This is a genomic window from Microbacterium sp., from assembly GCF_026393345.1.
Lineage (GTDB): Bacteria > Actinomycetota > Actinomycetes > Actinomycetales > Microbacteriaceae > Microbacterium.
Window position 1 is genome coordinate 16378 of sequence record NZ_JAPLAI010000059.1, and the last position, 25757, is coordinate 42134.

The 25757-nt window shown below is 71.2% G+C and carries 18 protein-coding genes; 9 read left to right on the plus strand and 9 right to left on the minus strand.

The annotated features are described in order from the left end of the window. Both NT132_RS11865 and ald read right to left on the minus strand, forming a co-directional pair. Nucleotides 1-1173 (minus strand): MFS transporter, encoded by a 1173-nt coding sequence (locus NT132_RS11865; protein WP_297789119.1) that lies wholly within the window; start codon nt 1171-1173, stop codon nt 1-3. Further along, entirely contained in the window at nt 1170-2291 is a 1122-nt protein-coding gene (gene ald, locus NT132_RS11870) for an alanine dehydrogenase (protein WP_297789122.1), read from the minus strand. Before ald ends, NT132_RS11865 begins: the two co-directional genes overlap by 4 nt. Nucleotides 2292-2467: 176 nt before the next feature. Between ald and NT132_RS11875 the strand changes: the two genes are divergently transcribed. Beyond that, on the plus strand, nt 2468-3502 hold the full coding sequence (locus tag NT132_RS11875) for an NAD(P)-dependent alcohol dehydrogenase (protein ID WP_297789125.1): 1035 nt from the start codon (nt 2468-2470) through the stop codon (nt 3500-3502). A 10-nt stretch (nt 3503-3512) separates the two neighbouring features. Here the strand turns inward: NT132_RS11875 and coaBC are convergent, their stop codons facing one another. Further along, nucleotides 3513-4721, minus strand: coding sequence for a bifunctional phosphopantothenoylcysteine decarboxylase/phosphopantothenate--cysteine ligase CoaBC (gene coaBC, locus NT132_RS11880; protein WP_297789128.1), 1209 nt, complete (start codon nt 4719-4721; stop codon nt 3513-3515). 41 nt (nt 4722-4762) lie between these two features. Between coaBC and NT132_RS11885 the strand changes: the two genes are divergently transcribed. The 7 genes from NT132_RS11885 (at nt 4763) to NT132_RS11915 (ending at nt 14730) form a co-directional block, all read left to right on the plus strand. Further along, nucleotides 4763-5476, plus strand: a complete 714-nt coding sequence (locus NT132_RS11885) for an NRDE family protein (RefSeq protein WP_297789131.1) — start codon at nt 4763-4765, stop codon at nt 5474-5476. Nucleotides 5477-5513: 37 nt separating this feature from the next. Next, on the plus strand, nt 5514-6014 hold the full coding sequence (locus NT132_RS11890) for a glutaminase (protein ID WP_297789134.1): 501 nt from the start codon (nt 5514-5516) through the stop codon (nt 6012-6014). 172 nt (nt 6015-6186) lie between these two features. Next, complete coding sequence (gene glgX, locus NT132_RS11895; RefSeq protein ID WP_297789174.1) at nt 6187-8400, plus strand: glycogen debranching protein GlgX; 2214 nt, start codon at nt 6187-6189, stop codon at nt 8398-8400. 7 nt (nt 8401-8407) lie between these two features. Then, nucleotides 8408-10861, plus strand: a complete 2454-nt coding sequence (gene treY / locus NT132_RS11900) for a malto-oligosyltrehalose synthase (RefSeq protein WP_297789137.1) — start codon at nt 8408-8410, stop codon at nt 10859-10861. After that, on the plus strand, nt 10858-12633 hold the full coding sequence (gene treZ / locus NT132_RS11905; RefSeq protein WP_297789140.1) for a malto-oligosyltrehalose trehalohydrolase: 1776 nt from the start codon (nt 10858-10860) through the stop codon (nt 12631-12633). The genes treY and treZ overlap by 4 nt, the downstream gene beginning before the upstream one ends. Before the next feature lie 169 nt (nt 12634-12802). Continuing rightward, complete coding sequence (locus NT132_RS11910) at nt 12803-13849, plus strand: 2-oxoglutarate and iron-dependent oxygenase domain-containing protein (protein ID WP_297789143.1); 1047 nt, start codon at nt 12803-12805, stop codon at nt 13847-13849. Between the two features lie 62 nt (nt 13850-13911). After that, nucleotides 13912-14730 (plus strand): tryptophan-rich sensory protein, encoded by an 819-nt coding sequence (locus tag NT132_RS11915; RefSeq protein ID WP_297789146.1) that lies wholly within the window; start codon nt 13912-13914, stop codon nt 14728-14730. On the opposite strand, the gene NT132_RS11920 is transcribed toward NT132_RS11915, so the two are convergent. Genes NT132_RS11920 through NT132_RS11930 form a run of 3 tightly spaced genes read right to left on the minus strand, consistent with a single transcriptional unit; the run spans nt 14675 to nt 16641 of the window. After that, nucleotides 14675-15409: a GMP synthase gene (locus NT132_RS11920; RefSeq protein ID WP_297789149.1), complete on the minus strand. Its 735-nt coding sequence runs from the start codon at nt 15407-15409 to the stop codon at nt 14675-14677. The two genes, NT132_RS11915 and NT132_RS11920, sit on opposite strands and share 56 nt — an antisense overlap. Nucleotides 15410-15430: 21 nt before the next feature. Then, nucleotides 15431-16177 (minus strand): LysR family substrate-binding domain-containing protein, encoded by a 747-nt coding sequence (locus NT132_RS11925; RefSeq protein WP_297789152.1) that lies wholly within the window; start codon nt 16175-16177, stop codon nt 15431-15433. A 56-nt stretch (nt 16178-16233) separates the two neighbouring features. Then, complete coding sequence (locus NT132_RS11930) at nt 16234-16641, minus strand: transferase (protein ID WP_297789155.1); 408 nt, start codon at nt 16639-16641, stop codon at nt 16234-16236. 215 nt (nt 16642-16856) lie between these two features. Between NT132_RS11930 and NT132_RS11935 the strand changes: the two genes are divergently transcribed. Then, nucleotides 16857-18380, plus strand: a complete 1524-nt coding sequence (locus NT132_RS11935; RefSeq protein ID WP_297789158.1) for an APC family permease — start codon at nt 16857-16859, stop codon at nt 18378-18380. Here the strand turns inward: NT132_RS11935 and NT132_RS11940 are convergent. From NT132_RS11940 to NT132_RS11950, 3 genes are all read right to left on the minus strand, one after another. After that, nucleotides 18377-19150, minus strand: a complete 774-nt coding sequence (locus NT132_RS11940) for a DNA-formamidopyrimidine glycosylase family protein (protein ID WP_297789161.1) — start codon at nt 19148-19150, stop codon at nt 18377-18379. The two genes, NT132_RS11935 and NT132_RS11940, sit on opposite strands and share 4 nt — an antisense overlap. Then, nucleotides 19143-23864, minus strand: coding sequence for an ATP-dependent helicase (locus NT132_RS11945; RefSeq protein ID WP_297789165.1), 4722 nt, complete (start codon nt 23862-23864; stop codon nt 19143-19145). Before NT132_RS11945 ends, NT132_RS11940 begins: the two co-directional genes overlap by 8 nt. Nucleotides 23865-23932: 68 nt before the next feature. Next, nucleotides 23933-25492, minus strand: a complete 1560-nt coding sequence (locus NT132_RS11950) for an ATP-binding cassette domain-containing protein (RefSeq protein WP_297789168.1) — start codon at nt 25490-25492, stop codon at nt 23933-23935. Between the last annotated feature and the right edge of the window lie 265 nt (nt 25493-25757).

Below are 25757 nucleotides of genomic sequence, written 5' to 3' on the forward strand. Positions count from 1 at the left end.
TCAGCGGGGCGTCGTGACCCTCGGGCGGCGCAGCGACTGCAGCAGCGGCGAGAGTGCGAGCAGGATCGCGGCGGGAATGAGGAACGCGGGACCGAGCGCCGGCCCGGTCGCCACGAGGCCGAGCACGACCGCCCCGGCGACGGCGCCGCCGTAGTTGAAGATGTTCACCCGGGCGATGACCTCATCGCTCCGGTCCGGCAGGAGCTCCCCGGCGCGGCTGAACGCGATCGGCACAAGCGCTCCGGCCGCCGCTCCCATCAGGGCGAACCCGGCGATGGCCGCGACCGTGACCGGGACCACGGCGACGACCAGAGCGCCGAGGCTGGCGACGGCGACCGCGACCAGTGCCACGCGGACTCGTCCGGCGCGGCGCACCGCCGCATCCGTACCGAGGCGGGCGGCGAGGACCGCCACGAGATAGGCGCCGTAGCCGAGCGGGGTGAGCCCCGGCGAGGCGTCGAGGCCTTCGGCCAGGTACAGCGTGCTCCAGCTCGAGACCGCCGAGTCGACGACGAAGGCGGCGAAGACCAGGGACCCGACCGCCCAGATCGCGCGGCGCGGCAGCGGGGTGCGTGTGGACGCATCGTCGTCGACCCGGTGCGCGGCACGCTCGGGATCGAAGCCGCGAGCGCCCCAGACCGCGACGCCGGCCAGCAGCACCCCCGCGACGATCAGGGTGAGAGCGGGGGGCGCGTTCATGGCAAGGATCGCGGCCGTCCCGGCAGTCGCCACGATCGCCGCCGCCGTGTAGGCGGCGTAGAGGCGGCCGAACAGCGGCCTCGGGTGGTGGCGCTGGGCGAGGGCGCCCTGCATGTTCGAAGCGGCATCTACGGCACCCAGCCCGATGCCGTAGACCACCACGGCGATCAGCAGGACGGGGAAGATGCTCGCGACGGCCATCAGCACGAGCGCCACCGCCTGCGCGGCGAGCCCGGCGACGAGCGCCTGCCGGCTGCCCCACCGCACCGCGATGGCGTCGGCGAGGATCGATCCGACGGCGGCGGCGACGCAGGTGCCGAGGAGGAGGAGCGACACCACCGTGTCGTCGATGCCGACGCGGTGCTTGATCGCAGGCAGCGACGTCACGACCGTGGCGTAGCCGAGTCCCTGTGCGGCGAAGGCCGCGCCGACCGCGATCTGCCGTCGGCGGGTCGCCACCGTTCCCGCTGTCATGCGACGGCGTCCGCGGCGGTGCCGCCGAGGTGTGCGAGCTTGTCGGGGAACGCCTGCGCGACGCCGGGGTTCGTGATCGCGCCGCCGGTGGTCGTGAGCCCGCCGGCGAGGGCGGGGTCGCGGTCCACGGCCTCGCGCCAGCCGAGGTCGGCGAGCCGGAGGGCGTAGGGGAGCGTGACGTTGGTGAGCGCGGCCGTGGCGGTCGCGGCGGCGGCTCCCGGCATGTTCGCGACGCAGTAGAACAGCGTGCCGGCGACCGGATAGGTGGGGGCGTCGTGGGTCGTCGCGTGCGAGTCCTCGAAGCATCCGCCCTGGTCGATGGCGATGTCGACGAGGACGGAACCCGGCCGCATCCGCTCCACAGCCTCGTGCGTGACGAGCTTCGGCGCACGGGCGCCGGGGACGAGCACGGAGCCGATGACGAGGTCGGCATCCGCGGTCGCCGCGGCCACGGCGTGCGCGGTGGAGGCGACCGTGTGGACGCGGCCGTGGTAGATGTCATCGAACTCACGCAGTCGCGGCAGCGAGATGTCGAGCACCGTCACGTCCGCCCCGAGACCCACGGCCTGGGCGACGGCGTTCCAGCCGGCGATTCCGCCGCCGATGACGGCGACCTTCGCGGGGGGTACCCCGGGGACCCCGGCGAGGAGCTTCGCCGACCCGCCCTGCGGTCCCAGCAGGTGGTAGCCGCCCATGAGCACCGACAACCGCCCGGCGACCTCGCTCATCGGAGCCAGGAGAGGCAGCGAGCGGTCGGGCAGCTGCACCGTCTCGTAGGCGATGGCGGTGGTGCCGGCAGCCAGCAGTGCGTCGGTCAGCGGCTCGTCCGCCGCGAGATGCAGGAACGTGAACAGGGTGAGGTCGTCGCGCAGGAAGCCGTACTCGGAGGCGATCGGTTCCTTCACCTTCAGCACCAGATCGGCGCCCCACGCCTCCTCGACCGATCCGATCCGCGCTCCGGCGGCTGCGTAGGCGTCATCGGGAATGCCGATCCCGGAGCCGGCGCCGGACTGCACCGTGACGGTGTGGCCCCGCCGGCTCAGCTCGTGCGCCCCGGCCGGGGTGAGTGCGACGCGTTCTTCGTGGTTCTTGACCTCAGCGGGAACTCCGATGCGCATGATGCCTCCTCCCGTGATTCTGTGGGAACGCGGACGTTTGCGCATCCCTCAGATTTCCCACGGGCTTGCATTATCCCCGGCGCACGCTCGCCCCCGCGGAAGCGGAGGAGAGGAAGATGGAACCGGACGCCACGGAGTCCGGGCGCCACGTGTTCGACAATCCGATAGGAGACACGATGAAAGCCCTGCAGTACCGCACGATCGGCGCGAAGCCCGAAGTGGTTGAGATTGAGACACCGGAGCCGGGGCCCGGTCAGGTGCGGCTGAAGATCACCGCTGCCGGTGTATGCCACTCCGACGAGTTCATCATGTCGCTGAGTGAGGAGCAGTACATCTACGGTCTGCCGCTCACCCTCGGGCATGAGGGCGCCGGCATCGTCGAGAAGCTCGGCGAGGGCGTCACCGGCATTGAGATCGGCACCTCCGTCGCCGTTTACGGCCCGTGGGGATGCGGGTACTGCTACCCGTGCTCGCAAGGACACGAGAACTATTGCGAGAACGCGGCGGCGCTCGGCATCGCCCCTCCCGGTCTCGGAGCGCCCGGTGCGATGGCCGAGTACATGATCGTCGATGACCCACGCCACCTCGTTCCCCTCGGTGACCTCGACGCGGTGCAGAACGTGTCGCTGACGGATGCGGGACTCACCCCGTATCACGCGATCAAGCACTCGCTCTCGAAGCTCGTCCCCGGCTCCACCGCGGTCGTCATCGGTACCGGCGGTCTCGGGCATGTCGGCATCCAGATCCTGCGCGCCGTGAGCCCGGCCACCGTCGTCGCGCTCGACGTGAGTGAGGAGAAGCTCGCGCTCGCGCGGGAGGTGGGTGCACACCACGCGTTCCTCTCCGACGAGAGTGCGATCGAGCGCGTCCGGCAGCTCACCGGCGGCAAGGGGGCGCACGCGGTGTTCGACTTCGTCGGCATCCAGCCCACGATGTCTCTCGGCGCGGGCATGATCCGTGTCGGCGGTGACCAGGTGCTTGTGGGCGTCGGATCCGGTTCGCTGCCCGTGGGGATGCTGGACAAGCCGTACGAGGCGTCGGTGCGCAGCCCCTACTGGGGCTACCGTGCCGAGCTGTTCGAAGTGCTCGATCTTGCGCGCAGTGGTGCCGTTCATGTGGAGACCGAGGTCTTCTCCCTCGCCGACGCGCCGCGCGCCTATGAGCGGCTGCACGAAGGGACGCTGCGCGGCCGCGCGGTGATCGTGCCGTAGCCGCCGCCGGTCAGGGCAGGGTAGGCAGCAGTGCGCTCCACAGGGCATCGGCCACCTCGCGCTTGGTCCCGGCGACGCGCGTGAGCACGGCGCCGTCCGTGCCGATGAGGATGACCTCGTTCGCTGCGGACTCGAAGCCCCGGTCCCACCCGACTTCGTTGACCGCGAGCGCGTCCACGCCCTTGCGTTCGCGCTTCATCCGAGCGCGTTCGAGCAGGTCATCGCCGGATGCGGTCTCCGCGGCGAACGCGACGATCCGCTGATCCGCGGGGCGCCCGGCGGCGAGCCCGGCGATAATGTCCGGGTTCGCGACGAGATCGAGGGTGCGGGTGCCGTCGGTGCCGTGCCGGCTGAGCTTGCCCTCCGACACCTCGGCGACGCGGTAGTCGGCGACCGCCGCGGCCATGACGATGACGTCCGCGGTGGCCGCCGCATCCGTCGTCGCCCGCTGCAGGTCGAGGGCGGTGCCGGCGTGCGACACCACGATGCGCGGGTGGGTCCGCGCCGGCGCGAGGACGTCGGCCTCGACGTGGGCGGCGATGAGCCGGACCTCGGCGCCGCGGTCGGCGGCGGCGAGGGCGAGGGCGACCCCCTGGCGGCCGCTGGACCGGTTGCCGAGGTAGCGCACCGGATCGATCGGCTCGCGGGTGCCGCCGGCGGTGACGAGCACGCGGCGGCCAGCCAGGTCGGCGGATGCGGCGACGAGGCCGAGCGCGTAGTCGGCGATGTCGTCGGGCTCGCTCATCCGCCCGGCGCCGGAGTCGCCGCCGGTCAGCGGACCCTCGGCCGGGCCGACCACGTACACGCCGCGCTCGCGCAGCGTCGCCATGTTGGCGACAGTGGCCGGATGCGACCACATTTCGGTGTGCATCGCGGGCGCCACCACGACCGGTGCCCGCGTGGCCAGCAGCGTCGTGCCGAGGAGGTCGTCGGCGATCCCCGCCGCCATCTTGGCCAGGGTGTTCGCGGTCGCCGGCGCGACGATCACGAGGTCCGCGCGCTGCCCGAGCGACACGTGCCGGACCGTGGCGACGTCGTCGTGCACGGACGTGGTGACCGGGTGACGGCTGATGGCCTCCCAGGTGGGGAGCCCGACGAAGCGCAGCGCCGCCTCGGTGGGGACCACGTGCACCTCGTGCCCGTCGCCGATGAGGCGCCGCACCAGATGTACGGTCTTGTAGGCGGCGATTCCGCCTGTGACTGCGACGACGACGAACACGGCTCGATTGTCGCATGCAGACCCCACCCCGAGGAGTCACCGTGTGCACCGTCATCGTCCATGTGCCCGCATCGCCGTCCGCGCCGACGCGCCTGATCGCGGTGCGCGATGAGGACCCCACTCGCCCGTGGAATCCGCTCGGGGAGTGGTGGCCGCAGCATCCGGGGGTCACCGGAGTGCAGGACATCCGCGCCGGGGGTGCGTGGCTCGCCGCCGACGATGCGACCCGCCGGCTCGCGGTGCTCCTCAACCGCGCCGACACGGTGACGCTGCCGGACGACGCGGTGGTCTCCCGGGGGGCGCTGGCGCTCGAGTCGGTCGAGGGGCGGTCGCCGGGGGAGCGTCCGCCGATGCACGGCTTCAACCTGCTCGAGGTGACCCCGGGATCGACCCGGATCGTCTCGTGGAACGGCGAGGAGCGCCGCGAAACCGCGGTCGGCCCCGGCACGCACATGATCGCTCACGACGACATCGACGACCCCGCCACCGCGCGCATCTCGCACTGGCTGGAACAGTTCCGCCTGGTCGATCCTGGCGACGGCGACGACTGGTACCTGCCCTGGCTCACCGTGCTGGAGCGCAGCGCGGACCTCGCGCCGACCGACGACCGCGCCATCATCCGCGACAACACCGTGCACGGCTACCCGACGCTGTCGCTGTTGGTGTGCGTCGCCTCGGTCGGGCCCGACGGTGTCGACGTCCGCTACGCCGGGCTGCCGCAGCCCGGGGTGTGGGCCCCGCTCGATCTGCACTGAGCCGGGCGCGCGGCGGAGGAGGGATACCGTAGACGCCGTGGACGCACGGGCTGAGATCGAGACGATCCTCGCCGGTGCCCGCACTCGCCTCGGGGGCGTATCCCGGGAGCGCCTCGGGGTGTGGCGGGTGCCGCGCCGGCTCCTCGGCATCCCCCGTGCGCCGCGCATCGACCCGGCAGGCAGTGCGTGGCATCTGGGAGTGCTGCTGCTCAGCGACGACGCCCTCCTCGGCACAGGTGAGGTGGTCCGCGCCCGCGAGGACGTGCGCCGCGGCTTCGCCGCCGAATCGCAGCGGGAGCGCGCCGCGATCGCCGCCGCGGCCTTCCGTGGCGGCTTCGCCGAGGGCGAGGCGGTGCACCTCGGCTGGCAGGAGATCGACCTGGATGCGGTCGCCGCCGGCGCCGCATCCGGGCCCGTGGCGTGGCAGGACGGCCGGCCGGCGGTGCGATGGAGCCCGGGCGGCGCACTCGTGCCGTTGCAGGCGTATCTCGATGAACGTGTCGCCCTGCTCGTGGCGCCGCCACAGGGCGCGACCTGACGCCATACGCATCGCTGAGGGGAACGTCAAGGGTCGCCTCCGAGACCCGACCGTGGGTCATGCTCGGGACGTGACCGACTCAGACCCGACGGGCGCGCAGCCTGGCGCTGCCGCGACAGCATCCGCCGACACCTCCACTAGTGTGAGTTCCCACACCGGCAAGGGGGAGCTCGTGCACACGTGGCCTGGATCCGCCCATCCTCTGGGCGCCACCTTCGACGGCAACGGCACGAACTTCGCGATCTTCAGCGAGTGCGCCGAACGCGTCGAGCTGTGCCTCTTCGACGAGGAGGGCCAGGAGACGCGCGTCGACCTGGTCGAGGTCGATGCGTACGTGTGGCACGCCTACCTGCCCAACATCGGTCCCGGACAGCGGTACGGCTACCGCGTGCACGGGGAGTACGACCCGGCGAACGGCAAGCGGTTCAACCCGAACAAGCTGCTCCTCGACCCCTACGCCAAGGCGGTGGAAGGCCAGGTGCAGTGGGACCAGGCCGTCTTCGGCTACAACTTCGGCGATCCGGACTCCCGTAACGACGAGGATTCCGCCCCGCACATGATGAAGGGCGTCGTCATCAACCCCTTCTTCGACTGGGGCGGCGACCGTCAGCCGAAGATCCCGTACTCGGAGACGTTCATCTACGAAGCCCACGTGAAGGGCCTCACCCAGCGTCATCCCGGCATCCCGGAGGACATCCGGGGCAGCTACAGCGCCCTCGCCCACCCGGCGATCATCGAGCACCTGAAGAAGCTCGGCATCACCGCGATCGAGCTCATGCCGGTGCACCAGTTCGTCAACGACGACACGCTGCAGCAGAAGGGCCTGTCCAACTACTGGGGCTACAACACGCTCTCCTTCTTCGCGCCGCAGAACACCTACGCGTCCACCCACGCGAACGGCCAGCAGGTGCAGGAGTTCAAGGGGATGGTGCGGGCGCTGCACGCGGCCGGCATCGAAGTAATTCTCGACGTGGTCTACAACCACACCGCCGAGGGCAACCACATGGGCCCGACGCTGTCGTTCAAGGGCATCGACAACGAGGCGTACTACCGGCTCGAGCAGGACGACAAACGGTATTACACCGACTACACCGGTACCGGGAACAGCCTGAACGTCGGCAACCCGCATGCGCTGCAGCTGATCATGGATTCGCTGCGGTACTGGGTGCTCGAGATGCACGTCGACGGTTTCCGGTTCGATCTGGCCGCGACCCTCGCGCGCGAGTTCTATGACGTCGACAAGCTCGCCACCTTCTTCGAGCTGGTGCAGCAGGACCCGGTGGTCTCGCAGGTCAAGCTCATCGCCGAACCGTGGGACGTCGGTCCTGGCGGCTACCAAGTGGGCAACTTCCCGCCCCAGTGGACGGAGTGGAACGGGAAGTACCGCGACACGGTCCGCGACTTCTGGCGCGGGGAACCCTCGACGCTCGGGGAGTTCGCCTCTCGCCTCACCGGTTCCGCTGACCTGTACGAGCACTCGGGGCGCCGACCCGCTGCATCCGTCAACTTCGTCACCGCGCACGACGGGTTCACCCTGCGTGACCTCGTCTCGTACAACGAGAAGCACAACGACGCGAACGGCGAGAACGGCAACGATGGCGAGTCGCACAACCGGTCCTACAACTTCGGTGTCGAAGGCCCCACCGACGACCCCGAGGTACTCAAGATGCGTGCCCGGCAGCAGCGGAACTTCATCGCCACACTGCTGCTCAGTCAGGGTGTGCCCATGCTCCTTCACGGCGATGAGCTCGGGCGCACGCAGGAGGGCAACAACAACGGCTACGCGCAGGACAACGAACTGACCTGGGTGAACTGGGATGCGGTCGACCAGCCGCTGGTGGAGTTCACCGCCGCGCTCGCCCGCCTCCGCCGCGACCACCCCACCTTCCGCCGCCGCCGCTTCTTCGACGGACGGCCCGTCCGCCGGGAGGAGGGCGGGGCCGTCCCCGACATCGTGTGGCTGCGACCGGACGGGTCGATCATGGAGCCGGAGGACTGGGACACCGGATTCGGCCGTGCCGTCGCGGTGTACCTGAACGGCGAAGGCATCCGCGAACGCGACCGCCGGGGCGAGCAGATCACCGACAAGGACTTCATCATCCTGTTCAACGCCGGCGATGAGCCGGTCGAGTTCACCCTGCCGGATGTGGAGTTCTCGCCGCGCTGGGACGTGTACGTCGACACGGCGGGTGAACGCGCCAATACCGCGCCGGTGGACCCGGGAGAGGTGCTCCCGGTCGAGCCGAAGTCCCTCATGGTCCTCTGCGAGCACACGGCGCCCGAACCCGAGGTGGACCACTCCGTCGCCGCGTCCCTGGCGCAGGCGATGACCGGCACGATCGATGAGATCCCGGGAGCGGCTCCGAAGCCGGAGGTGCAGCGGTGAGCGGCCGATGACCGCCACACCGTCCTCTACCTACCGGCTGCAGATCAGGGCCGCGTTCGACCTGGATGCCGCGGCCGACATCGTGCCGTACCTGCGTGATCTCGGCGTGGGATGGGCCTATTTGTCGCCGCTTCTCCGGGCCACCAGCGGCTCCGATCACGGGTACGACGTCGTCGACCCGTCGCTCGTCGACCCCGTCCGCGGCGGTGCTGCGGGCCTCGCCCATCTCGCCGACGCCGCGCACGACGCGGGGCTCGGGGTAGTCGTCGACATCGTCCCGAACCACATGGGCGTCAGCGTGCCACAGGAGAATCCGTGGTGGTGGGACGTGCTCCGCCGTGGTCGGGCGTCGCGCTACGCCGACGCCTTCGACATCGACTGGGATGCCGGGAACGGCCGCGTGCGCCTGCCGATCCTCGGCGCTCCGCTCGCCGACGTCCTCGGCGACCTGCGGGTGGACACCGCATCCGAGCCCGTCCTGCGGTACTTCGACCACGTGCTGCCCCTGGCCGAGGGCTCCCTCGACGGCATCACGGATGCGGCGGCGCAGCTGAGCGAGATCCTCGAACGGCAGCATTACGAGTTGCGGTTCTGGCGCGATGAGGCCGCAGAGCTGAACTACCGGCGCTTCTTCGCCGTCACCACCCTCGCCGGCGTCCGGGTGGAGCGGCCCGACGTGTTCGCCGAGGCGCACGCCGAGATCCTGCGATGGGTGGGCGAGGGGCTCGTCGACGGTCTCCGCGTGGACCACCCCGACGGCCTCACCGATCCCGGCGGCTACCTCGACCGGCTCGCCGAGGCCACCGGGGGGATCCCGGTGTGGGTCGAGAAGATCCTCGAGCACGCCGCCACCCCGCATCCGGAGCACCTCGCACCCGCCTGGGCGACCGCGGGTACCACCGGCTACGACGCCATGGCCGAGATCGACCGCGTCCTCATCGACCCGGCGGGTGAGACGGGCCTTGACGCGGTGGATGCGGCACTCCGCGCAGACACCGGACTGCCCGCCGCATCCGGGTGGGACGACCTCATCCACGACACCAAGCGGATGATCGCGGACACGATCCAGCAGTCCGAGATCCGCCGGCTGGTGCGGTGCCTACCCGCCGCTGTCCGGGACGCGTCCCCCGCGGCGGAGGACGCGCTCGCTGAGCTCCTCGCCTGCTTCCCGACCTACCGTTCGTACCTCCCCGCCGGCGCCGAATGGCTGGCGCAGGCGGCGGAAGCCGCATCCACCCGGCGCCCGGATCTCGCCGAGACGATCGCCGCGCTACTCCCGGTCCTCGAGGACCCGGCCGAGGAGGCCGCACGGCGCTTCCAGCAGACCACGGGACCGGTCATGGCCAAGGGGGTCGAGGACACCGCGTTCTACCGGGCGACCCGGCTCGGCACGCTCACCGAGGTCGGCGGCGACCCGTCCGTGTTCGCGCTCGGGGTTGACGGGTTCCACGCGGCGTTCGCCGACCGGCAGGCCCGCTGGCCGCTCTCGCTCACCGCCCTGTCCACCCACGACACCAAGCGCGGGGAGGACGTCCGCGCCCGCCTGTCGGTGCTGGCAGAGATCCCGGACCGCTGGGGTGAGGTGCTCGGGCGTCTCCGGGCCGTCGCCTCAACCGGGCACGGGCCCTTCGACAACCTGCTGTGGCAGGCAATTGTCGGGTCCTGGCCCGCGACGCCGGAGCGGCTGCACGCTTACGCCGAGAAGGCCGCCCGCGAGGCCGGTGAGGCGACCTCCTGGCTCGACCCGGACGGCTCGTTCGAAGCGCGCATGCACGCCGTGGTCGACGCCGCGGTCGGCCCCGCGCGGGGCATCGTCGACGCGTTCGTCGCCGAGATCTGCGGCCCGGGCTGGTCGAACGCCCTCTCGGCGAAGCTGCTGCAGCTCGCCGGTCCCGGCGTCCCGGACGTGTACCAGGGGTCGGAGCTCTGGGAGACCTCCCTCGTCGACCCCGACAACCGTCGCGAGGTCGATTTCGCCCAGCGGGCCGGGATGCTACGCGCGCTGGATGCGGGGGAGCTCCCCGCCGTTGACGCCACGGGAGCCGCGAAGCTGCTCCTCGTCTCGCGGGCGCTGCGGCTGCGGCGTGATGCCCCGAGATCGTTCACCCGGTACCGTCCGCTGCAGGCGGTGGGCCCCGCATCCGATCACGTCATCGCGTTCGATCGGGGCGGCGTGATCGCCGTCGCGACCCGGCTGCCGGTCGCGCTCGCCGCCCACGGCGGCTGGGGCGACACCACGGTGCTCCTCCCGGCCGGGACGTGGCGCGACGCGATCACCGGTGCCGAGGTGGCCGGGGGCGCGGCGCCACTGCGCGCGGTGCTGTCGCGGTACCCGGTCGCGCTGCTGACGATGAATAGGGACGGGGAGATGGGGACTAGGCCCCGACACCCGGGGAAAACCCCACCATCTCGGGGCGCAGAACCCATCTCGCAGACAGGTACGGAGGGGACGCCGGAATGATCGAGGTGTGGGCGCCGAAGGCGCGACGCGTGCGGGTGCGCCGGACGGACGGTGGCGGGGATGCCGCGCCGGGCGGCGACACCGCCGCGACCGAGATCGACCTGTCCCCGGCCGAGGACGGCTGGTGGCGCGGCGACCTCGAACTCGCCGACGGCGACCGGTACGGCTTCGTCCTCGACGACGGCGACCTGCGGCCGGACCCCCGGTCGCGACGGCAGCCGGACGGCGTGCACGGCGCATCCGCCTGGGTCGATCCCGCATCCTTCCCGTGGACGGACCAGACGTGGACCGGCCGCCAGCTCGCGGGCGGCGTCATCTACGAGCTCCACCTCGGCACCTTCACGCCGGAGGGGACGCTGGATGCGGCCATCGACCGGCTCGACCACCTCGTCGAGCTCGGCATCACCCACATCGAGCTGCTGCCGGTCAACGGGTTCAACGGCACCTGGAACTGGGGCTACGACGGCGTCCTCTGGTACACCGTGCACGAGGCCTACGGCGGGCCTGCTGCCTACGCCCGCTTCGTCGACGCCGCCCATGCGGCAGGCCTCGCCGTCATCCAGGACGTCGTCTACAACCACCTGGGTCCCAGCGGCAACTACCTGCCGGAGTTCGGCCCGTACCTGCGGGAGGGGAGCCGCAACACCTGGGGGGACTCGGTCAACCTTGACGAGGACGCAGTCCGTTCGTACATCGTCGAGAACGCGCTCATGTGGCTGCGGAACTACCACGTCGATGGGCTGCGTCTGGATGCCGTGCATGCCCTGCACGACGAGCGTCCGGTGCACCTCCTGCACGAGCTCGCCGAGGCATCCGACGCCCTCTCCGCCCACCTCGGCCGGCCGCTGACCCTCATCGCCGAGTCCGACATGAACGACCCGAAGCTGATCCTGCCCCGCGAGGCGGGCGGTTACGGCCTCACCGCGCAGTGGAGCGACGACTGGCACCACGCCGTGCACGTGGCGCTCACCGGTGAGACGGTCGGGTACTACGAGGACTTCGCGGATCCGGATGCCCTGCCCAAGGTGTGGACCAAGGGTTTCTTCCACGACGGCACCTATTCCTCGTTCCGGGAACGCACCCACGGGCACCCCATCCCCGCCGAGATGCCGGCCTGGCGGCTCGTGACGTTCGCGCAGGACCACGACCAGATCGGCAACCGCGCGGCGGGCGACCGGCTGACCGCGACCCTCGACGCCGACCGGCTCGCCGTCGCCGCGGTGCTCACCCTCACCGCGCCCGGCACCCCGATGCTGTTCATGGGTGAGGAATGGGGCGCCTCGACGCCGTGGCAGTTCTTCACCTCGCACCCGGAGGAGTGGCTGGCAGAGGCGGTCCGCACCGGACGGACCGCGGAGTTCGCGCGGATGGGGTGGGACGAGTCGACGGTCCCCGATCCGCAGGATCCCCAGACGTTCCGGCGCTCCCACCTCGATTGGGCGGAGTCCGAGGCCGGTCAGCATGCCCGGCTGCTGAAGCTCTACCGCGAACTCCTGCGGCTTCGCCGCGAGCGCCCGGAGTTGACCGATCCCTCGTTCGCGTCGCTGGCGGCGGTGGATGAGAACCCGGATGCGGCACCCGATGCGCGCCGCTTCATCCTCGGCCGCGGCGACCTGCGCATCCTGGTGAATCTCTCCGCGGACACGTGGCGGGCCGTGCCCCGCGAGGGCGAAACGGTGCTCCTCGCGACCGCGGTGACGACCGCCTGGGACGCCGACGGCCGGCTGGAGCTGCCGCCGTCCTCGGCCGTCATCCTCATCCCGGGGCACTGACCGCGCCGGCGGGGATGTAACCCGGGGGAAACGTCGCGGCGCTATCGTCGCGGCAGCGCTCATGTACAACACGGGCCGGGGCCTCGCGCCACGGCGGGAAACACGTGACGTGGCTACCTGACAGGACACCGGTCGCCCTCCCGTGGGGGACCCTCACCGAGGAGTCGCCATGACATTCCACGTTCCCACCGTCGACATCACCCCCTACGTCCAGGGCGGGACGGATGAGGCCAGAGCCGATGTCGCGCATCGCATCGACGATGCGTGCCGCACGGTCGGCTTCATCCAGATCACCGGCCACGGCATCCCGGCGGCCGTGATCGACGGCCTCGCCACCGCGATGGATGAGTTCTTCGCGCTCGAGCTGGACGCGAAGAAGGCGTACCGCACGCCACCGCAGATCAACCGCGGGTACAGCCCACCCAAATCCGAGTCGCTCAGCCTCTCGCTCGGCGTCGAACAGGCCAGCCGCATGAACGACTTCTTCGAGGCGTTCAACATCGGCGCAGGTCAGGCGGACTACCCGCACGTCCCCGACCTGCCGCAACCCGACTACGCCGCCAACGTGTGGCCCGACGTCGACGGGTTCGACGAGCAGGTGTCCGCGTACTTCGCCGAGGCGGCACGGGTGGCGCGCACCATGACCCGCATCTTCGCGGACGCGCTGGGCCTGCCGGCGGACTTCTTCGCCCTGCGCACCGACCATTCGCTCGACGTGATGCGGATGAACAACTACGCCCTGCCGCCCGGAACCGACGTCACGCTCGACGGCGACCTCATCGGCATGGGCGAGCACACCGACTACGGCATCGTCACGATCCTCTGGGCCGACCGGGTGAAGGGCCTGCAGGTGCTCGCCGCCGACGGGTCGTGGAACGACGTGCAACCGGCGGAGGGGGCCCTGCTGATCAACCTCGGGGACGTGACGGGACGGCTCACCAACGATCAGTGGATGTCGACGCTGCACCGGGTGAAGCCCCCCGTCATCGAGGGGACGATCGAACGTCGGCGATCGGCCGCGTTCTTCCACGACGGCAACGTCGACGCGCTCATCGAGACCCTGCCCCAGTGCGTGGATGCAGCGCATCCCGCCCGGTTCGATCCGCTCACCGTGGGCGAGCACATCGCCGCCAAGCTTGCCGGTTCCCGTGCCGGGAAGAAGAACGAGAACACCGGCTCCGAGACCGCGCGGGTGCTCGCCAGCCGCGGGTACTGATCGGGCGGCGGATGCTGTCAACCCCTCGGAGCGTGGTCGGCAGAGGTTCCTAGCGTGGTCTCATGACGACTGCCGCTTTTCCCCGCGACATCCTCCGACAGGCGACGGTCATCGCCACCACCTGCTTCATGCTGATCGCGGCGGTGATCGGTGCGGGTGTCCTCGGCGGCACGCCGGTGCAAGACCTGCAGGCTGGCGCGCTGTCGGCGGATGCCACGTACCTCGCGCCCGCCGCGCCCGCCTTCTCGATCTGGTCGGTGGTCTACGTGGGACTCGTCGCCTACGCCGTCTGGCAAGCGCTCCCCGGACGACGCGCGGACGAACGACAGCGGGTCCTCGGCTGGTGGATCGCGCTCAGCGAGATCCTCAACGGGCTGTGGCTGGTCGCCGCTCAGTTCACCACCCTGCCGTTGACGGTGCTCGTGATCGCGCTGCTCCTGATGACGCTCTGCCTCATCTTCCGCCGCACCTTGCACCAGCCCGGTCGCGGCTGGGCCGACCGGCTGCTCGTCGACGGTGTCACGGGACTCCACCTGGGCTGGGTGACCCTGGCGACCGTGGCGAACACCACCGCCTGGCTGACGCGTCTCGTTCCGTCGGAGTGGGAGGGTGCAGCGGACGTGTGGGGCGTCGTCGTCCTCGTCGTCGTCGCCGTCATCGGCATGGGCCTGGCGGGTTCCGGCGGCGGCCGCCTCGCCCCGGCCCTCGCCCTGTCGTGGGGGCTGTCCTGGCTCGCCGTCGGGCGACTGTCGGGCCAGCCGCACAGCACGGTGATCGGCGTCGCCGCGATCATCGTTGCCCTGCTCGCGCTCGCGACCGCCGTGATCAGGCGGGTGCGAACCGTGCAGCGAACGACCGCAGCATCCGCGCCGGCTCGGTGACGGTCGCCCCGAGGACGCGTGCCGCGACGGTGTCGAACTCGTCCGCGGGGAAGTAGCCCGCGTCCCGGTACACGACCATCCGATCGGTGAAATCCCGCGGGGTGGGTTCCGGGTGGAACTGCGTCGCGTACAGCCGGTCTCCTACGCGGTAGGCCTGCACCGGGCACGCGGGGTTCGTCGCCAGCAGGGTCGCCTCCGGCGGCGCCTCCGCGGTGCCCTCCTTGTGGGCGGTGAAGGCGTGGAACACGTCGGGCAGCACGCCGAACACCGGATCGTCGTGTCCGGCGTCGGTCAGCGCGACCTCGGCGGCCATGGTCCCCTCGGGGAAGTCCTGGCTCACGGTGCCGCCGAGCATGCGGGTCACCACGCCGATCCCGTAGCAAGTGAAGAGGGCGGCCACCTCGGATGCGGCGGCAGCCGCGGCGATCCGTTCCAGGTCGCGCTCGAGCCGGCGCTGCACCCCGGAGGGGTCGGGATCGGTGGCGTTGAACGGGCTTCCGCCGACGACGAACCCGGCATACCGCTCGATCGCCCCGGGCGGGAGCGGATCGCGGACCAGATCGTGACGGTGCAACCGTTCGGGGTCGAGACCGGTGGCGGTCTGGAAGGAGGCGTACTCGCCGTCCGCCGCGTTCTGCTGCGGTCGCACGGACAGATAGAGCAGCGGCCGCGAGTCCATGCCGAAAGTCTAGGCGGGCGGTCAGTCGCGCGAGGAGGTGGCACTGCGCCCGCGCACGATACCGACGAACGCGTCGACGAGAGGGGAGGCGTCGCCCGACGGCCACGCGAGGGCGACTGTGGACGTCGGCCCGCCGAGGAGGGGCCGGTAGTCGGTGTCCTTGCGGTGATGCAGTCGCGCGAGCGACATTGGCACGATGATGACGCCGACACCGGCGGCGACCGTGGCGATGGCGTCCGCCGTGGTCGGCGGCGGGGCGAAGGCCGGGGCCACGGTGCCGGGGACCTCCGCCTGCAGCACGTCGTCCGCCGGGATGATCAGCACCTCACCGGCGAGGTCGGCGTATGTCAGCTCGTCCGCGACGGTGAGATGCGAGTCGACCCCGCAGACGACGACCGGAGTCTCGTCGTAGAGGGGGATGACGTGGAGGTCGCGGGCATCGATGGGCAGGCGCACGATGGCCGCGTCCACCTCGCCCTGGGCGAGGGCGCGACGCTGCTCCGCGACCTCGAGCGGCACGAGCTCGAGCGGATTGCGCCGCATCCGTTCCTGCCAGGTGTCGATCCACTTACCGGGAGTTGCGCCGGGGATGGCGCCGAGGCGCAACGAACCCACGGGGGCCGGGGGCGGCTCGCTTGGCGCCGGTCGAGGCGGGGCAGGGCGCGGCGTCTTCTTCGCCTGCGCGGGGCGGCCGGGGCGTGCCGGGCGTCGCGGCGCGCGACCACCGTGCCCGCCGGTGCCGCGCCCACCCGTGCCGTGTGCCGCCATGTGCTCAGGTTACCGGGGACGCATTCCCGGGGCCGTCGCGTCGTTCCGTCGGCCGCTCAGGCGGCGAGACGAAACCCGCGCCGGTCGGTCGCCACGCTCTCGCCGTCGTGGATCGTCACGTCGTCGCCGATGAGGGATCCACCCGCGACCGTCGCGCCGCTTCCGACCTGCGTGCGCACCCCGATCGTGGCGCCGGCGCCGACCTTCGCCTTAGGGCCGATGTGGGCGTGCGGAGCGATCCGCACTTTGGGTCCGATGACGACATCGCTCTCGATCCACGCGCCGCTGCCGATGTACGCGCCCGCGGCGATCTGCACACCCGGTTCGATGTAAGCCCCCGCCTCGATGGTCGCCGAAGGGTGGACCTTCGCGCCGTTGGCGATCAACCCGCGTCCGTTGGCGTGCTTGCGGTACCGCAGCGTCTCGCCACGGTCGTTTTCGATGTCGATGTAGTTCTTACCCACGTTCCCCTCCTCCAGCGTTGGTCGACGCTGAACAATGAAATAACCTCCGGGATGCGCGATTCATTCCCGATGTCGGAAGTGATTCGGCGCGCGGGCGGAATCGGATGGGGCGGCGGGGCGGTCGGGCGCCGCGCGGAAGTCCTCCCAGGCGGTCCGGGATGCTGCCATAGTGTGCATCGAGTGTTCCCACCGTCCGGCGGAGTGCAGGAGGCACCATGAGCGACTTCGGATCGACCACTCCCATCCGCCTGGAACGCAGCGACGGGAAGGGTCTCGCAGCCGGGACGCTGGGCCTGTGGGGGTCGACGGTGATCGGGCTCGCCTCCACCGCACCGGTGTATTCGCTCGTCGCGACGCTCGGCTTCGTCGTGCTGGCGGTCGGCGCGCAGGCCCCCATCGTCTTCATCATCGCGTTCGTCCCGATGCTGTTCATCGCCTTCGCGTACCGAGAGCTCAATAATGCGGTCCCCGACTGCGGGACGACGTTCACGTGGGCCACGAAGGCCTTCGGCCCGTGGGTCGGGTGGATGGGCGGCTGGGGCGTCGCGGTGGCCGGGATGGTGGTCCTCGCGAACCTGGCGCAGATCGCCGCGGTCTACTTCTGGGCCCTGTTCGGCATCGACCTGGCCAGCAACGACTGGCGCATCATCCTCGTCGCGCTCTTCTTCATCGCCGCCATGACCTATGTCAGCTGGCGCGGAGTGGAGATCGGCGAGAAGATCCAGAACGTCCTGCTTGCCGTCCAGTACCTCGCACTGGTCCTGTTCGTCGTGGCTGCGCTGTGGCAGTTCTTCGGAGGGACGGCACCGAACCCGACGCCGTTCGCCTGGGAGTGGCTGAACCCCCTGGGCTTCACTGACTGGAGCGGGTTCACCGAGGCCGTGCTGCTGGCACTGTTCATCTACTGGGGGTGGGACACCTGCCTCGCCCTGAACGAGGAGACCAGGGACCCGAAGCGCATCCCTGGTCTCGCGGCGCTGCTCACCTGCGTCCTGCTGCTCGTGACCTACGTCTCAGTGACGATCGCCGCGATGATGTACGCGGGTCTCGGCGAATCGGGCGTGGGGCTCGGCAACGAGTCGAACGCCGATGACGTGTTCATGGCCATCAAGGACGGCCTGCTCGGCCCCTGGGGGTGGCTCCTCGTGGTGGCGGTGCTGATCTCCGCCGTCTCGTCGACGCAGACGACGATCCTCCCCACCGCGCGCGGCACCCTCGCGATGGGTGTCTACCGCGCCCTACCGAAGCGGTTCACCCGGGTGCACCCTCGTTTCCAGACGCCGTCGTTCTCCACCGTGATCATGGGCATCGTCGCGTCGCTGTACTACCTGGGGATGACGCTGATCAGCGACAACATCCTGCAGGATTCGATTCTGTCGCTCGGGCTGGCCATCGCCTTCTACTACGCCATCACGGGCTTCGCCTGCATCTGGTACTTCCGCCGCGACCTGTTCACGTCGGCTCGGAACGTCGTGTACCGGTTCGTGTTCCCCCTGCTCGGGTCTCTCATGCTCACCTACGCGTTCGTGCAGTCGGCGATCGACATGTGGGACGTCGATTACGGCTACACGGTGCTGTTCGGCATCGGCGGCACCTTCGTCGTCGGCATCGGCGCCCTGCTTGTGGGCGTCGTGCTGATGATCGTGTGGTTCCTGTTCCCGCGTGCGAAGCCGTTCTTCGACGGACGCGCCTTGAACCGGGACACGCCCATCATGGTTCCCGAGGAGCCGTTGATCTAGCGCTGGCAGGCCGGGCACCAGAAGACGTTCCGCTCGCGCGTGGCGTCGGCGCCGAGGCTGCCCTCCCGGATCGGGGTGCCGCACCGGCGGCAGGGTCTGCGGGACCTGCCGTACACCCAGGTGGTGCGGCCGGCGCGTGCCTCGCCCGTGAACACCCGCACCGGGCGGTCACGGTTGGCGCGGATGAGTCGTGCCCCGGTGTCGACGAGCGCGGCGGTATCGGTCTGGTGCGCGGGTGTGGTCGGGAGGATGCCGCGCAGGAACAGCAGTTCGTTCACATACTCGTTCCCGAGTCCCGCCAGGTTCCGCTGATCCAGCAGCGCGACATGCACCTCCCGGTGGTCGTGCGCGAGACGACGGGCGGCCTCCGCCGGATCCCAGTCGCCGGAGAGCGGGTCGGGGCCGAGGTGTCCCACGAGGCGCTCCTCCTCGGCGGTGGGGACGACGTCCACCATCGCCAGGTCGAACCCGACCGCGGTGCGCACAGCCGAGCCGACGATCGCGCGGGCGGCATAGGCGGGTTTGCGCCACCGCTCCTCGGGCCGGTACACGTGCCATTCGCCCTCCATCTTCAGGTGCGAGTGCACGGTCCAGCCGCCGATGCGCATGAGCAGATGCTTGCCGCGGGGCACCACCTCGTGGACGGTCTCGCCGCGGAGGTCAGCCGCCGCCACCTTCGGCACCCGCATGTCGAACCGGGTCACCTCCGCGCCGGCCAGGGCGGTGTGCAGGCGCCATGCGGTGCGGAAGACGGTGTCGCCCTCAGGCACGACCGGCGTCCTCGCGCGCCCCGGGTCCGGCGCCGTGCAGCGGGCGCGCCGTGGTGCCGGGCGCGGGCCGGCGCAGGGTCAGCCCCCGGGTCGACTCCACGAACCCGGCCTCCCGCAGCGCCCGGCCGAGGTCCGTGCCGAACACGATCCCGCCGTTGACCTGTTCGATCGTGAGGGTCGCCAGTCGCCGCGCCTGGGCAGTGGCGGCGAGGGAGCGGGCGGCGGCGGCCATCGCATCCGGATCGTCGGAGAAGAGCAGCGCGGTCTTCCCGCCGCGCTCCAGGTAGAGCGTCAGCGCGCCGTCGACGAGCACCACGATGCCGCCGGCCTTTCGTCCGGGGCGATGCGTGATCCCCTCGATGCTCGGCCACGCCAGCGCGGCGCCGTAGGGGTTCGCCGGATCGGTGGCGGCGAGGGTGATGGCCTGATGCGGGGGTGGGTCGGCGATCGCCGCGAAGGTGCGCAACCGGTCGACGGTCGCGGATGCGGCGAACTGGGCCGCGCCGAGCTTCTCGATCACGTACCCGCGGCGGCAGTGCCCGGCCTGCTCGAACCCGGACAGCACCCGGTAGGCCTGCGCGAACCCGCCCGGCATCCCTTCCGACTGCACACTGCCGCGCGTGACGACACCGTACCGGTCGAGGAGGAGCCCGGCGGAGGCCGCCTGCCGGAGGGTCGGATCGGTCTCTGCCGCCGGCAACAGCGACCACCGGCCGCCACCGCCCACCGGACGGGGCGGGGACGGCGGGCGGGCGACGGACTGGCCTCGATACAGCCGCGCACGTGGGGTGCGCCGTACCGCACGATGCGCCTGCGACCCGGCCGAGAGGAGGCCGCGCACCGGCGCGAACGTGTCGTTGGTGACCCGGCCCGACCAGGCCAGGCGCCACAGCGCGTCGAGCACCGCCTGCTCGTTCTCGGCCCCGGTGGACTGACGCAGCTGCGCGGCGAAGTAGGCGCCGCCCGCGTCGAGCGCCGCGAGCAGCTGCGCGTCCAGGGAACCTGCGGCGACCTCGTCCTCGGGCGGCAGCAGGGTCAGCGGGGCGGCATCGGCCGGATGCAGGGCGATCCAGCCGTCGCGTCCCGGTAACGACCCGTGGCCCGACCACACCACCTCACCGGTCGCGGTCAGTTCGTCCAGCATCGCCGGGGTGTAGTCGCGGACCCGGCCGGGCAGCACGAGCGATTCCCAGGCGCTCGCGGGGATCGGCACCCCGGCGAGCTGCTCCACCACCGCCAGCACGCCGTCGATCCCGTCGAGGGGACGAACCAGGTGCTGCCAGTCGGGCAGGAATCGCGCGAACGCTTCGGGCGAGACCGGCTCGACGCTCCCGCGGATCGCGGCGAGCGAGCGCATCCGGAGCCGCCGCAGCACTTCACTGTCGCACCATTCGGTCTCGTCCGGGCGTGAGGTGGTCGTCTCGGGCAGGAAGTATCCGCTGCTCACCCGGCCCTGTGCCTCGAGGCGCTGCAGCGTGTGCCGCGCGACGGCGATGCCGACGCCGAAGCGGGTGGCCACCGCATCCGCGGTGAACGGGCCGTGGGTGCGCGCGAAGCGCGCGACGAGGTCGCCGAGCGGGTCGGCGACCGGTTCCAGGAACGCGGTCGGCAGACCCACCGGCAGCGCCGCGCCCAGGGCGTCACGGAGCCGCCCGGCGTCCTCGATCGCGGCGAGCCGCTGCTCACCGGAGATCGCGACCCGGATCGCCCGCCGCGCCGTGAGAAGGTCGTGGGCGAACCCGGCCGCTACGGCCGAGCTCGCTGCATCCGCGGGCTCGGCGGGGTCCTGCAGCCGGGCCGCGATCTCGTCCGTCGAGAGCGGGCCGAGCACGCGCAGCAGGTCGGCGACGCCCTCGACGCCGCGCACCCGTCGCTCCGGATCGAGCCGCTGCGCCTCGCGCTCGAACTGTGCCATGACCTCGGGATCGAGGAGCTCCCGCATCTCGATCGTGCCGAGCAGTTCGCTCAGCAGTGCCGGGTCGACCGACAGCGCCGCCGCCCGTCGCTCCGCGAGCGGCGAATCACCCTCGTACATGAACGCGCCGACGTACCCGAAGAGCAGGTCGCGCGCGTAGGGGGAGGGCTGGCTCGTCGTCGTCTCCACGAGCCGGATGCGGCGGTCGGCGATGCGCCGGGCGATGTCGGTGAGGGCGGGCAGGTCGTAGACATCCTGCAGCACCTCCCGCAGCGTCTCCAGGATGATCGGGAACGTGGGGTGCCGGCGCGCGACCTCGAGCAGTTGTGCCGAGCGCTGCCGCTGCTGCCACAGCGGACTGCGCTTGCTCGGGTTCATGCGCGGCATGAGGAGCGCCCGCGCCGCGCACTCCCGGAACCGCGAGGCGAACAGCGCGGAACCGCCGACCTCTTCGGTGACGATCTGGTCCAGCTCGTCAGCATCGAAGACGAACAGCTCCGCTCCCGGCGGGTCGGTCTCGGTGTCGGGCACGCGCGCGATGATGCCGTCGTCGCTCGCGACTGCCGACCCCTCCACGCCCAGTCGCTCCCGGATGCGGGCGTTCACGGCCAGCGCCCACGGCGCGTGCACCTGCATGCCGTACGGGGAATGCAGGATGACGCGCCAGTCGCCGACCTCGTCGCGACTGCGCTCCACCGTCAGCGTCCGGTCGGTCGGGAGCGAGCCGGTGGCCTCGCGTTGCTCCGTCAGGTACGCGAGCAAGTTCGTCTGCGCGCGGGCGTCGAGCCCCGCCTCGGTGAGGCGATCCCGGGCCGCATCCGGGTCGAGCGTCGACACCTCGCGGGAGAACGCGCCGAGGGCCTCGCCGAGCTCGGCGGGGCGGCCGATGCCGTCGCCGTGCCAGAACGGCACCTTTCCCGGCTGCCCGAAGGCGGGAAGGACGTTGACCCGGTCGTGGGTGATCTCCACGATCCGCCAGCTGGTCGTGCCGAGCGTGAACACGTCGTTGACGCGGGACTCGTAGACCATCTCCTCGTCGAGTTCCCCGACGCGTGCATTCTGGCTCTCGCCCGCGACGTACACCGCGAACAGGCCGCGGTCGGGGATCGTGCCGCCGCTCGTGACGGCGATGCGCTGCGAGCCGGGACGCCCGGCGAGGGTGCCGTGATCGCGATCCCACACCAGGCGCGGACGGAGTTCGGCGAATTCGTCCGAGGGGTAGCGGCCGGCGAGCAGATCGAGGGTCGCCTCGTACGCCGATCGGGGGAGCGTCCGGAACGGGGCCGAGCGGCGCACCGTCTCGTACCAGTCCTCGACCTCGATGGCGCCGAGCGCCGACGCGGCGACGGTCTGCTGCGCGAGGATGTCGAGCGGGTTCCGGGGGATGCGGATCGCCTCGATCTTGCCGCCCAGCATCCGTTCGGTGACGACAGCGGTGTGCAGCACGTCGCCGCGGTGCTTGGGGAACAGCACGGCCTTGCTGATCTCGCCGACCTGGTGGCCGGCGCGGCCGATGCGCTGCAGACCGGAGGCCGCGGAGGGCGGTGCCTCCACCTGGATGACCAGGTCGACGGCGCCCATGTCGATGCCGAGCTCGAGGCTGGACGTGGCGACCACGCAGCGCAGCACACCCGACTTGAGCTCTTCTTCGACCAGCGCCCGCTGCTCCTTCGACACCGACCCGTGGTGGGCCTTGGCGAGCACCGCATCCGCACCCGCGGTGGTGCCGGCCTGCGCCATGACCTGCGCCGGGACGGTGGGCTCCGGCAGGCCGAGGCCGAGCCGACCGCTGTAGATCTCGTTCAGCCGTGCGGTCAGCCGTTCCGCCAGCCGCCGGGAGTTGGAGAACACGATGGTAGAGCGGTGCGCGAGGATGCGGTCGACGATCGCCTCTTCGACGTGCGGCCACAGCGAGCCGGTGATCTCGGTGCCGCCCCCGTCGACATCGTCGCGCTCGCCCGCGAACCAGTCCTCGCCCTCCGGTGCCGCTTCGCCCGGCGGCGGCGGGGGATGCAGCATGTCGTCGACGGGGACCTCGACGCTCATGTCGAAGGTCTTCGATGCGCGCGGGGCGACGATGTCGACGGGGGCCGCACCCCCGAGAAAACGGGCGACCTCGTCGATGGGCCGCACCGTCGCGGACAGGCCGATCCGCTGCGCCGGGTGATCCAGCAGGGCGTCGAGGCGCTCCAGGCTCACGGCGAGATGTGCGCCCCGTTTGGTGGCCGCCACCGCGTGCACTTCGTCGATGATGACGGTGTGCACCTCGCGCAGGGTCTCCTGCGCCTGGCTGGTGAGCATGAGGTACAGCGACTCGGGAGTCGTGATGAGGATGTCCGGCGGCTCGGTGAGCAGCTTCCGCCGGTCGGCGGCGGGGGTGTCGCCGGAGCGCACACCCACGGTGACGTCGGGGGCGGGCAGGCCCAGCCGCCGCGCGGACTGGCCGATGCCGATGAGTGGTGAGCGCAGGTTCCGCTCCACGTCGACTCCGAGGGCCTTCAGTGGCGAGACGTAGAGGATGCGGGTGCGGGTCGGATCCGCCTGCTTCTTGCGGCGGCGGCCTCCCGCATCCGGCTCCGGGGCCGGGGTGGGCAGCGTCGCGCGGTCGCGGAAGACGCGGTCCAGGGCCCAGAGGAAGGCCGACAGGGTCTTGCCGGACCCGGTGGGGGCGACCACGAGGGCGTGCCGGCCCTGCGAGATGGCGTCCCACGCGCCGGTCTGTGCGGGGGTCGGCGCGGTGAAGGCACTGCGGAACCAGTCCTGCGTGGCAGGTGAGAACCGCTCGAGCACATCACTCACCCGACCATCATCGCCTGAGCCTCCGACGTCGGGGCGGGGTTGCGCTCTCGGCGGACCGATCACCCGGGTCACATCTGTGTCAGCCGGCCGTCGCGGAGCTCCAGACGCAGCGCCGGGTGCAGCCGAGCCACGAAAGCGTCGTCGTGGCTGACCACGAGCACGCCGCCCCGGTACGCGGCGAGCGCGTCGACGAGCTGATCCACCGTGTCGAGGTCGAGGTTGTTGGTGGGTTCGTCGAGGACCAGCAGCTGCGGCGGGGGATCGGCCAGCAGCATCCGTGCCAGGCTCACCCGGAAGCGTTCGCCGCCGGACAGCTCGCGCACCGGTCGCTCGGCCGTCGCGCCGCGAAGCAGGAACCGGGCGAGCCGGTTGCGCAGCTCCGCGTCGGGCACGTGCGGCGCGACGGCGGCGACGTTCGCGATCGCCGAGGCGGCGTCGTCGAGACCGTCCAAGCGCTGCGGCAGGTACGCCACCCGGTCGGTGTGGGCGGTGGCCACCACCCGCTTGATGAGCGTCGTCTTGCCCGAGCCGTTCGGACCCGTCAGCGCTACACGCTCGGGACCCTGAATGATCCATTCCCGCTCGTCCCCCGCCACGGTCGCCAGCCGCCGTGACGCGGGCACGTCCGGATCGGGAAGGTCGATCCGGATGCTGTCGTCGGATCGAATGCGGCGACCTGCGGCGTCCTGTGCGGCCCGGGCCAGTGATTCCTTGTCCCGCACCTCGGTGCGCAGCCGCCCGGCCGACACCTCCGCCGCAGCCTTCCGTGCGCGGGCGACGATCTTCGGCACCCGCTTCTCCTGTTCGGCCTTCCTGCCGGTCGCCGCGCGGTGCGCGAGCTTCGTCTCGGCCTCGATGCGCTGCCGCTTCTCCCGCTTCGCGGCCTGTGCGGCGGTGCGCTCGTCCTGACGGGCGGCGTCCTGCTCGTCCTCCAGGTGTGCACGCCACGCCGAGTACGGACCCCCGAAGGTAGTCAGCGCGCCGTCGTACAACTCGGCGGTCTCGTCCATCTGTTCCAGGAGCGCCAGATCGTGGCTCACCACGATGAGTGCCCCGCGCCAGCGCGACACCAGGTCGTGCAGGCGACGGCGGGCGTCGATGTCGAGATTGTTGGTGGGCTCGTCGAGGAGGGTGACGGGTGCGCCGCGCAACCGGATGCCGGTGATGGCCGCGAGGACCGCCTCACCGCCGGAGAGTTCGCCGACGCGGCGACCGAGGACATCCGGGGGCAGCCCCGCGTCGGCGCAGGCGGCTTCCGCACGGGCCTGCACGTCCCAGTCGTCGCCGATGATGTCGAACCAGTGCGCCGAGGGGTCGCCGTTCTCGACCGCCCGAAGGGCGGCGAGGATCTCGGCGACGCCGAGCAGTTCCGTTACCGGCCGCGCCACGTCGAGCGTCAGTCGTTGGGGTAGGAGGGCGACATCGCCCCGCGTCGTGACCGTCCCGCCGCGCGGGGTGAGGTCGCCGTGGATGAGATGCAGCAGGGTGGTCTTGCCCGAGCCGTTCCGGCCGACGAGACCGGTGCGACCGCTGCCGAACACACCCGAGACCTCGTCGAGCGCGGGGGTGCCGTCGGGCCAGGCGTAAGAGACGCGGTCGAGGACGACCGCTCCGGTCAGAGTGGACATGGAGACTCCTTCGTGTCGTGCATGCGCTGACACGAAGGAGTCGACTGCCGGAGGGACCGGGAGGAGACGGATCGACGGGTCAGCGCGGAGAAATGCGCTGCCTCGTCGGGATCGACGGGTCGGCGCGGGTCAGAGCGCGAACGCGACGATCGAGATCATGGTCTTCCTCACCTGGGGGACACGGACGCGGAAACTCTACGCCGCATCCGCCCGTCGTTCACCTGTCTGCCGTGGCGGGTGCGGACCGCACGTCGCGACAGGTGAA